Below are 9,618 nucleotides of genomic sequence, written 5' to 3'. Positions count from 1 at the left end.
GGCGGCGGGGGCGGCGGCGGAAGCTGAGGCGTCAGTCTTCGCGGCGTGCCGCGAAGAACGCGCGCAGGAGGCCAGCGGCTTCCGCCTCCCGGAAGCCGCCATAGACCTCCGGCCTGTGATGGCAGGTCGGCTGGTTGAACACCCGGGACCCGTGCTCCACCGCCCCGCCCTTCGGGTCGGAGGCGGCGAAGTACAGGCGGCGGATGCGCGCGAATGCGATCGCGCCCGCGCACATCGGACAGGGTTCGAGGGTCACGTAGAGGTCGCAGCCGCTCAGGCGCTCGTCGTCGAGGGCGGTGCAGGCCGCCCGAATCGCCAGGATTTCCGCATGGGCCGTCGGGTCGCGCAGGGCGCGCGGGCGGTTGTGCGCCACCGCGACGACCTTGCCGTCCTTCACCACCACGGCCCCGACAGGCACCTCCCCCTCCGCCGCCGCGCGGCGCGCCGCCGCGAAGGCGAGGCTCAACGGATCGTCGGTCGCCACGGGCGAGACGGGAGGGGGCGAGGCCGGCGCGGACATACCCGCGTTCTAGCCCGGCGCGCGAACGCCGGAAACCGACGGCACTTGGTGTCTGTATGTTACAGGCCGGAACATCGCATCGACGTGGCCGTTGGGAAGGGCAATGCGGCCAAGTCGAACGACGTCGACGCCGCCAACCATGGACGAGGAGCGCACGATGAGCAGCACCACCGACAAGATCAAAGGTCTCGCCAACGAGGCTGTCGGCAACGTCAAGCAGGGCATCGGCAACGTCACCGACAATGACAAGCTCAAGGCCGAGGGCAAGGCCCAGGAGCTGAAGGGCGAGACGCAGAAGACCGTGGGCGATGCCAAGGACGGCGTGAAGAACGCCGCCGACACGGTGAAGAGCAAGCTCTGAGCGCGATCTCCGGAGCTTGAGCTCTCGAAACGGCGAGTGAGAAAGGCGGCGCGAGCCGCCTTTCCGCGTTTTTGAGAGAAACCGAGGGGGTGCCGCGACGCATTCGCCCGGGATCACTCGCAACACGGCCTGCGCTCTGTTATGGGGCAGGCATGACCGACAAGACTGACGACACGATGGGCGGGGCCGCGGACGCACCTGCCAAGAAATCCCGTTCGAAGACCAAGGCGCCTCCGAAGATTCCGGCCGCAGCGCCGGTGGCTGCCGCGGCCGAGACCGTGGAGCCGGCTGCACTCGAAGACGAGACGGCGAAGCCCGCCAAGGCCGCGACGAAGACGAAGGCCGGATCGGCCAAGTCGATCACAGCCAAGTCCGAGGTGGCGAAGTCCACCGCTGACAAGTCCGAAGTGGCCAAGCCCAAGACGGCCAAATCCAAGGCACCCAAGGTTGAGGCGCCCAAGGTTGAGGCGCCCAAGTCGGAGGCCGACGACGTCGCGTCCGACCCGGCACCGGTCGAGGCCGTGGAGGCTCAGGCCCCCGAACCCGCGGTGCCCGAGCCGAAGGCGCCCGTCGCGAAGCGTGCCCGGGCCAAGGTTGCGCCCGAATCACAGGTTCCCGAGGCGCCGGCGGCGAAGTCCGAGCCGTCCGAGCCCTGGGCTCCGGCCACGGATGCGGGCATCCCCGGCAACTCGGCCGAGGAAAAGCCGAAGGTCCGCCACGCCGCCATGCCGCGCGCCGCCCTGCCCCGTGGGGGCGATGCGCCCCTGCGCCGCAAGCCCGCCGCGAAGGTCGAGCCGGCGGCGGAATCGGTCGGGAGCGCCCCTGCCGGGGCCTCCCCGGCGGACGGCGCGACGCCCGAGGGCGACCGCATCGCCAAGGCGATCGCCCGCGCCGGCATCGCCTCGCGCCGCGACGCCGAGGCGATGATCGAGCAGGGCCGCGTGACCCTGAACGGCCGGGTGCTGACTTCGCCCGCCATCAACGTCACCCCGGACGACCGGATCACCGTCGACGGCGAGCCGCTGCCCGCCCGCGAGCGCACCCGCCTGTGGATCTACCACAAGCCGCGCGGCCTCGTGACCACGGCCCGCGACCCCGAAGGCCGCCAGACCGTCTTCGACAACCTGCCCGAGGACCTGCCCCGCGTCGTCGCCATCGGGCGCCTCGACATCAACACCGAGGGCTTGCTCCTCCTCACCAACGACGGCGGCCTCGCCAAGGTCATCGCCCACCCGGATACCGGGTGGCTGCGCCGCTACCGCGTGCGCGCCCACGGCGACACCAGCCAGGCAGAGCTCGACAAGCTGCGTCGTGGTGTGACCGTCGACGGTATGGATTACGGCCCGGTCGAGGCGACCCTGGACCGCGCGTCCGGCGACAACCTCTGGCTGACGCTCGGCCTGCGCGAGGGCAAGAACCGCGAGGTCAAGGTTATCCTCGAGCATCTCGGACTGGCGGTGAACCGGCTGATCCGCCTGTCGTTCGGACCGTTCCAGCTCGGCGACCTCGAGGCGGGCCTCGCCGAGGAGATCCGCACCAAGGTCCTCAAGGAACAGCTCGGCCCAGCCCTCTCGGAGCAGGCCGGCGTGGATTTCGAGAGCCCGGTGCGCGAGCCGATCGCGCCCTTCGGTTCGCCCAAGCAGCAGGCCAAGCAGCCTGCCCGCAGCGCCTCGGCCGCCCAGCGCCGCGAGCCGCGCGGCTATGACGACGAGGGGTCGCGCGGCGGAAGCCGCCCGATGGCACCGGCCAAGCCCGCCAGGGTGCCCACCGGCGGCAACAGCGCCGGTCCGCGCCGCTCCGTCTGGCGCGCCGAGGACGAGGCCCGTCCGGAGGATGCGCCGCGCCGGGTGAAGATCCCGCGCCGGGGCGCCGACCCGAAGGCCGAGCGCGAGGCCGCGGCCTCCCGTGGCCGCGAGCGCGTCGGCGCGATCAGCACGGGCGAGCGCCGCGTGCTGGTGGAGCGCCTGAAGTCCAGCCCGCAGGAGCCGGCGCCCGCGCCGCACCGCCGCGACAGCGCGGTCCGCGCGGAGGCCCCGGCCCGCACGGTTCGGCAGGCCGACGACCGTCCGGCGCGGCGTGGTCCCGAGGCGGGGCGCCCGCCCCGCAGTTTCGCCGATGCGGGGCGTCCGCCCCGGAGCTTCGGCAACGAGGGGCGGCCCCCGCGCCGCGACGAGGACCGCCCGCGCGAGGGCTTCCGCCAGGATGGTCCCCGGCCGAACCGCTCCCGCGAGGACGGCGCCGAACGCCGCGGCCCGCCGCCCGGCAGCGAGGATCGTCCCCGCGGCCCGTTCCGGAGCCAGGCCAGCCGCTTCGCGGGCGAGGAGCGCGGCGGTCGGAGTTCGGCCCCCCGTGGCGACCGACCCGACGCAGCGCGCGGCGAAAAGCCCAGTGGATTTCGTGGTGACAAGCCGAGCGGCTTCCGCGGCGGCGAACGGACCGGCGGCTTCAAGGCCGGCGGAGCCCGGCCGGAGGGCGATCGCGGCGGCTTCAAGGGCGCCGGCAAGCCGGGTGGCTTCAAGGCCGGTGGCTTTAAGGCAGGTGGATTCAAGGATAGCGGTAAGCCCGGCGGGGCCGGCAGGTCAGGCGGTGCAGGCAAGCCCGGTGGGGCGGGCAAGCCCGGCGGCTTCAACAAGCCCGGCGGTGGTGCGGGCCGTCCGCCGCGCGGCGGCAGCCGGTGAGGATCGTCGGCGGCGATCATCGTGGTCGCCGCCTCGCCGCCCCGAAGACCGACGCGATCCGTCCGACCTCGGATCGCCTGCGCGAGGCGATCTTCAACGTCCTGGCGCATGCCTATGACGACGCGGTCGTCGGCGCACGGGTGCTCGACCTGTTCGCCGGCACCGGCGCGCTCAGCTTCGAGGCGCTGTCGCGGGGCGCGGCCTACGCCCTCCTCGTCGACGAGGGCGCGGAGGCGCGCGCGCTGATCCGCGAGAACATCGAGGCCTTCGGTGCGGAGGGCGCGACCCGGCTGTTCCGGCGCGACGCCACCCGCCTCGGTCCCGTCGGCACCAGCGGCACCTTCACCCTCGTGTTCTGCGATCCGCCCTACAACCGAGACCTCGCGCCGGCCGCGTTGACAAGCGCGGCGGAAGGCGGCTGGCTCGCCCCCGGCGCCCTGGTGCTGGTCGAGGAAGCGGCCAGCGTCCAGGTCGCCCTGCCGACGGGCTTCACGGCGCTGGAGCGCCGGGTCTACGGCGACACCGCCCTGGCCTACGCGCGCTACGGCGCCTGAGCGCCGCGAAAGCTGCGCGCGGCGGGGACCCCCGGGCCGTCCCGCCGCGTTCCCCCGGCATGGTCCTCGAAGACGCCCTCACGGATCCCCACGCCGCCGCGCCGGCCCAAGCTGCCCCGGTCGATGCCACCCCAATCGATGCCCCGCGCGAAACACGCCTCTGGCGGCCGCGCCGCGTGGTGGTGACGCCGGCCGCCCTGGAGCAGGCCCACGGTCGCGCGATGGTGGCGCGAGCCGAAGGCCTCGGACTTGCCGTCGAGCGCCTCAAGAGCAATCGGATCACCGCCACGCGGGACGCCGACCCGCGCCAGGCCTACCGCGAGGCCAAGGCGACTCTCGCTATCGTGGTGGCGCCGCCGACCAAGCTGAAATTGCAGCCGATCCCGCCGAGCGCGGACTGGCGCTTCGATCTGGCGGAGGGCTGCCCGGCCCATTGCCAGTACTGCTACCTGGCCGGGTCCCTGTCGGGGCCGCCGGTGACACGGGCCTACGCCAACCTCGACGCGATCCTGGGCAATCTCGACGGCTATCTCGGGAATGGCAACGTCACCTCGGCTCAAGGTGCGCGGGCGCGGGAGGGCACGACCTTCGAGGCCTCCTGCTACACCGATCCGCTGGGCATCGAGCACCTGACCGGCTCACTCTCGGCGGCCATCAGGCATTTCGGGGCCTGGGACGCGCCCGTACAGCTGCGCTTCACGACGAAGTTCGCCGCCGTCGCGCCGCTCCTCGCCCTGCCCCATCGCGGACGCACGCGGGTGCGCGTCTCGGTGAATGCCCGGGCGGCCGCTCGCTACGAGGGCGGAACCGCCAGCCTCGACGCGCGCCTCGATGCCCTCGGCGCCCTGGCGCGGGCCGGCTACCCGGTCGGGCTCACCATCGCGCCGATCATGCCCGTGCCGGACTGGCCGCAGGCCTACACGGACCTCCTGCGCGCGGCTTCCCGCGTGCTCGAGGGCGTGCACGACCTCGACCTGACGGTCGAACTCATCACCCACCGCTTCACGCCGGGCTCGAAGGAGGTTCTACAGGGCTGGTATCCCGGCTCCGACCTGCCGATGCGCGAGGCCGAGCGCACCCGTAAGCTCACCAAGTTCGGCTCGGTGAAGTACGTCTATCCGCGTGACCTCATGCAGGCCATGCGGGAGACGATCAGCGCGGCGGTCGCGCGCGAGCTTCCCGGCGCCCGCCTGCTCTACTGGACCTGAGCTTCGCCCGTTTCCGGTGCGGCATCGACGCCATCGAAGCGGGCGCGGGCATGCTGGATCGCCGGCAGATTCGCGAAGGCCCAGGCGCCGAGTGCCTGGACGGGGGCCTGCAGGGAACGGCCGAGGGCGGTCAGTTCATAATCCACCCGCGGCGGAATCGTCGGAGTGACGGTCCGCGTGACGAGGCCGTCGCGCTCCAGGCCCCGGAGGGTGAAGGTGAGCATTCGCTGCGAGATGCCGCCGATCAGACGCTTCAGTTCGTTGAAGCGCCGCGGTCCGTCCGTCAGCGTCATCACCACGAGGATGCTCCACTTGTCGCCGATCCGCGCCAGCACAGTGCCGACTACCCGGCAATCGCTAGGGCGGTGTACGTGGTCCGCCGCAGTGTCATCGCTGTGCCCCGGTTCCACGAATGTGCCTCCTTGCGCCGCTGCCGATGCGGTCATCTATAGCCACTCGGTACACTTCTGATACCGGGGACCCAACATGAAGCTCCTGCACGTCGACGGCAGCATCCTGGGCGATCAGTCCGTCAGCCGCGCCGTCTCGGCCGCGATCGTCGCGCATCTGAAGGCCGGAGCGCCGGATCTCGCGGTGACCTACCGGGATGTCGCCGCACAGCCGATCCCGCATCTCTCGGGCGCCTTTCTGGCAGGCCAGCAGCCCAACGCCACCAATACCTCCGACATCCAGCACGACGTGGAGCTCGGCCGCACGGTCCTGTCCGAGTTCCTGGCCGCCGACATCGTGGTGATCGGCGCACCCCTCTACAACTTCACGATTTCGTCTCAGCTCAAGGCCTGGATCGACCGGATCCTCGTGGCGGGCCAGACCTTCAAGTATACGGAGAAGGGCGCGGTCGGCCTCGTGCCGGAGAAGCGCGTCATCGTCGCCGTGGCGCGCGGTGGGCTCTACGGTGAGGGCTCTCCCAGCGCAAAGGCCGAGCATGCCGAGACCTATTTGCGCGTCGTCCTCGGTTTCATCGGCGTGACGAACCCCGAATTCGTGATCGCGGAGGGCATCGCCCTCGGTCCGGAAGCTCGCGAGAAGGCCCTCGCCGGGGCGCTCGAGGCCGCCGGCAACATTCCGCCGGCCTAAGGGCCGCCGGACCGATCGCCGGCAACTCTCATATCGGTCCAGGGAAAAGGCGAAGCGTTTCGCCCTAGGGCTACCGGCTTAGCCTGAAGCGTTTCCATCATAGAAGCGAAGCTGGACCCGCATTTCCAGCATAAGGGCGAAGCCGACGAAAACACCCCCCTGGCGGTGCGTCGCGGCATGCCCCGGGCCGATGCTTCGTCCTTGATAAGGACGAAGCTCGTTCGTCAGGGATTGCAGGATAAGAACGAAGCGGTCCCCCAGTGGGTACAGGATAAGAGCGAAGCCAAACCCGATGACCGGATGGGGCGCGCTTCGCGTCCGCAGCGTCCGGGATGGTCAGGTGGTGCCGTCCATCGTCCGCGGACCGACGGCGGCGGACGGACGGACGCCGACACCCGACATGGAAAGGCCCAGGCCCTTGTCGTTTCCCGACGCTGGCCTGGGCCTCCGTGATCTGGGAGATGGTGTCGGGGTCGGCCTACGAGCCGAAGACCTCGGCCCGGCGCCAGACGTAGCGATTGCCGTTGTGAAGGGCCGCGGCCGGTTCGACGCCCTTCGAGGCCAGGGTCGGCTTCACGCTCCTGGCATGGATACCCAGTCCGCGCGCCACCTCAGCGGTGCTGGCGTAGCCCTCGTTGAACGCCTTCACGTCACGACGCGTGATGCGCCTGTTCCCGGTCCCGCCCGCGCCCAGCAGGCCGGCGGCCACCAGCCAGGTGACGTTCGGCGCCGGCATGCCGATCAACGGCGCGACCTCGCGGTACGACAGCGTGACGTCGTCCCCCTCCACGGCCGCGGCCTTCCCCTTGCGGAGCGCCACCTCGCCCAATGCGGCCTCGTCGACGAACAGGCCGGACACCAACCGGGTCCGCTTGTCCGCGAACGCCGGGAGCTCGCCGGAGGCCAACGCCAGCACGATGTCCAGCCACGGCTTCGATCCGGGCGGCATCCTGTTCATGGCGGTTGTCATGCGGGGGAGCGACGAGGACCGCGGCAAGGGCCGCACGCGGTCGAACACGTCCCGTACCAGGGTGTCGACGGAGCCTTGGCGGTAGTAGGTGGTGTACGCTCCGAGGAGGAGCGCCGGGCCTTCGGCACGGACGATCAGCCCGGCGTCCGCGAGTGCCTCCATCGCTTCGAGGGGCAGGCCGACGGCGCGGGCGGCCCTCGTCGATTCGACCATGTCGCGCTTGACGACGGCGACCGCCTCGATCTCGTCGCGGCGATAGAGCATCAGCGACTTCTTCCGGCCGGGACCGCGCATGGCCGTGACGGCCCCGGTCGCCGCGAGCCTCGGCAGCAGCGCATGCTTCACGCCGAGCACGGCCGCGGCCTCGGCGGTATCGAGAAGGTCCGACCTGTGGCGCGTGCTTCGCTGACGCACGACGACGTTCGAGAATGCGGTGCGCCTCATGTCGACGTCGACGGCCTGTCGGAACGCCTCGGCCAGAGTCGGCGCGATGCGGTTCTTGTTGGCGACGTTGGCGAGGTGGCCGATTTCCTTGAAGGTTCCGAGCACGCCCTGGCGCAGGCCGGCCGATTGCCGGGCCTGATCGCACAACGCACCCACACCCCTCTGCCAGTCCATCAGGGTCCGGCCCATCGCCGAGAGGAGTTCCGGGGTCAGGTAGTCGTAATCCTCCCGCTTCCTGAGCGCCCTGATGCTCTGGGCATTGGCTGCCGGATCGGTCGACGATGCCCTGGCGAGGACGATGGCGAGTTCGAAAAGCTCGCCCGGATCTGACTGGCGAAGGAGCGGATCGGCGTTCGAGACGGCCTTGGCTCGGATGCCGGGTTCCGGATTGACCAGGTCGGCGACGAATCGGAGGGCGGCGTCGTCCGAGACCTCGACGAGGGGCTGGGGGTGGTCCCGCAGGTCGACGGTCGGCTCGTCGTTGTCGAGGCAGCGCTCGCAGAACTGGATGCCGCGGGTGATGGACCAGCCGAGGGGCCTACGACAGACCGGGCAGGCGTCGATGAGCGTCTCCATGGTCTCGGGGCAGAAGGAGAACGGCTTCAGGTCGTGGATCGCACGGTGATGCGGGGACAGCCGGAGGGCCCGCGGGGAGACCCGCCGGCGTGACGTCTCCCTGTATCGGGCCCGCATCGTCACGCCGAAGAAGTCGATCCAGTCGCCCTTGGAGACCCGGACATCCGGTTCGCGGTGAAGCCGTCCCAGGACCTCGGCCACGCCGACCTTCATGACGAAGGCGAGGCGCGTCGCCTCGTCGACGGTCAGGCTCGACGACCGCATGGATGTCCCGCCATCGACGTCGGCAAGGCGGAGGAGCCGCGTCAGCGCGCTCAATCGATTGCGCTCGACGGCCCGCGCCATGAGCCCCAACAGGCTTTCCCCGGTGGCCGGGGGCGGGTCCGGGCGGAACGACAGCGGCCTCATGAGGAGGCCGCGCTTGCCCGGAACGGTCAGGGGGTATCTCGAAAGGTCCATGTCCGCCCCCGGTTCTCAGGTTCCCGCCTTCTTCGACTTCAGGGGCTTCCGGCCGTGCGTCCACGGGTTGTGGTCGGTGATGCCCAAGGGGATCGCCCAGTCCTCGACGGCCGACGAGAGGTCCCGGTCCTCGATCCTGTCGCCGCCCCGGACCATCGCCTTCTCGGACGCGATCTCGAACAGCCGGCTCGCCAGGCCGATGATGCCGCCGCTGACGTCGTAGGCGAACGCGGGAACGTCGCCGACGACCAGGCCCGAGGGCTTCCGGAAGATCCTGTGCCTGACCAGCATGAGATCGAACCCGACGCAGTGGTCCCGGAACTCGGCGAGGCCGGTCTTGGTCGCGAGATCCAGGGGTCGGGCGATGACGGGGTTGTAGGCCCTCCCCTGCAGCTGGACGTTCTTGGTGATGAGGGGCATGGCCTGCTCGGTGCCGACCAGCACCACCGGGCAGGCCCCGCGGATCAGCATCCTCTTGATCGTCTCCGCGACGCTCATGGCCACGGTGCCGCCCTTGTCGTTGTCGATGAGGTGGTGGACCTCGTCGAGGATGAGCAGATCCGTCTTGGCCTTCTCGATGTGGTTGGCGGCGCGCCTCAGGAGCTTGGTGGCCGTGCCCTCCTCGAATTCCGGATCTTCGTACTCCTCCAGGATGTCCGAGCCGAGCGTCTTGATCGTCGCCTTGGCGGAGAGGGTGACGTGGACGACGGAACGGATCTCGTCGTCGGCAACGACGACGAGATCCGTTCC

9 protein-coding genes are annotated in these 9,618 nt (G+C 70.6%); 5 read left to right on the top strand and 4 right to left on the bottom strand.

The genetic code is table 11. The features are described 5' to 3' along the window. Positions 1-31: 31 nt before the first annotated feature. On the bottom strand, positions 32-520 hold the full coding sequence (locus MFF30_RS24265) for a nucleoside deaminase (RefSeq protein ID WP_238282742.1): 489 nt from the start codon (positions 518-520) through the stop codon (positions 32-34). Between the two features lie 157 nt (positions 521-677). Between MFF30_RS24265 and MFF30_RS24260 the strand changes: the two genes are divergently transcribed. The 4 genes from MFF30_RS24260 (at position 678) to MFF30_RS24245 (ending at position 5,321) form a co-directional block, all read left to right on the top strand. Next, positions 678-881, top strand: coding sequence for a CsbD family protein (locus MFF30_RS24260; protein WP_056474959.1), 204 nt, complete (start codon positions 678-680; stop codon positions 879-881). A 725-nt stretch (positions 882-1,606) separates the two neighbouring features. Beyond that, positions 1,607-3,559: a pseudouridine synthase gene (locus MFF30_RS24255; protein WP_238282743.1), complete on the top strand. Its 1,953-nt coding sequence runs from the start codon at positions 1,607-1,609 to the stop codon at positions 3,557-3,559. Next, the gene (gene rsmD, locus MFF30_RS24250) at positions 3,556-4,113 is read left to right on the top strand and encodes a 16S rRNA (guanine(966)-N(2))-methyltransferase RsmD (protein ID WP_238282741.1); all 558 of its coding nucleotides are present in this window, start codon (positions 3,556-3,558) and stop codon (positions 4,111-4,113) included. The genes MFF30_RS24255 and rsmD overlap by 4 nt, the downstream gene beginning before the upstream one ends. A 59-nt stretch (positions 4,114-4,172) precedes the next feature. Beyond that, positions 4,173-5,321 (top strand): spore photoproduct lyase family protein, encoded by a 1,149-nt coding sequence (locus MFF30_RS24245; protein WP_238282740.1) that lies wholly within the window; start codon positions 4,173-4,175, stop codon positions 5,319-5,321. Here the strand turns inward: MFF30_RS24245 and MFF30_RS24240 are convergent. Continuing rightward, entirely contained in the window at positions 5,309-5,731 is a 423-nt protein-coding gene (locus MFF30_RS24240) for a winged helix-turn-helix transcriptional regulator (protein ID WP_354466207.1), read from the bottom strand. The genes MFF30_RS24245 and MFF30_RS24240 overlap by 13 nt on opposite strands. Before the next feature lie 76 nt (positions 5,732-5,807). Here MFF30_RS24240 and MFF30_RS24235 point away from each other — a divergent pair, with 76 nt between their 5' ends. Next, the gene (locus tag MFF30_RS24235; protein ID WP_238282737.1) at positions 5,808-6,419 is read left to right on the top strand and encodes an FMN-dependent NADH-azoreductase; all 612 of its coding nucleotides are present in this window, start codon (positions 5,808-5,810) and stop codon (positions 6,417-6,419) included. Positions 6,420-6,897: 478 nt separating this feature from the next. Here MFF30_RS24235 and MFF30_RS24230 read toward each other — a convergent pair whose 3' ends face one another. After that, positions 6,898-8,868, bottom strand: a complete 1,971-nt coding sequence (locus MFF30_RS24230) for a TniQ family protein (protein WP_238282735.1) — start codon at positions 8,866-8,868, stop codon at positions 6,898-6,900. A gap of 15 nt (positions 8,869-8,883) precedes the next feature. Next, positions 8,884-9,618, bottom strand: a 735-nt coding sequence (locus MFF30_RS24225) for a TniB family NTP-binding protein (protein ID WP_238282732.1), incomplete at its 5' end; no start/stop codon positions are given.

It is taken from the genome of Methylobacterium goesingense (assembly GCF_022179225.1).
GTDB classification, from domain to species: Bacteria; Pseudomonadota; Alphaproteobacteria; order Rhizobiales; family Beijerinckiaceae; genus Methylobacterium; species Methylobacterium goesingense.
Note: the sequence above shows the minus strand (reverse complement) of the source record. Positions and strands in the feature narration are given on the sequence as shown.

What these genes read in the sequence shown, in the direction of transcription:
- MFF30_RS24265 (WP_238282742.1), bottom strand. Translation starts at nt 520, where the DNA reads ATGTCCGCGCCGGCCTCGCCCCCTCCCGTCTCGCCCGTGGCGACCGAC.
- MFF30_RS24260 (WP_056474959.1), top strand. Translation starts at nt 678, where the DNA reads ATGAGCAGCACCACCGACAAGATCAAAGGTCTCGCCAACGAGGCTGTC.
- MFF30_RS24255 (WP_238282743.1), top strand. Translation starts at nt 1,607, where the DNA reads ATGCCGCGCGCCGCCCTGCCCCGTGGGGGCGATGCGCCCCTGCGCCGC.
- MFF30_RS24245 (WP_238282740.1), top strand. Translation starts at nt 4,173, where the DNA reads ATGGTCCTCGAAGACGCCCTCACGGATCCCCACGCCGCCGCGCCGGCC.
- MFF30_RS24235 (WP_238282737.1), top strand. Translation starts at nt 5,808, where the DNA reads ATGAAGCTCCTGCACGTCGACGGCAGCATCCTGGGCGATCAGTCCGTC.
- MFF30_RS24230 (WP_238282735.1), bottom strand. Translation starts at nt 8,868, where the DNA reads ATGGACCTTTCGAGATACCCCCTGACCGTTCCGGGCAAGCGCGGCCTC.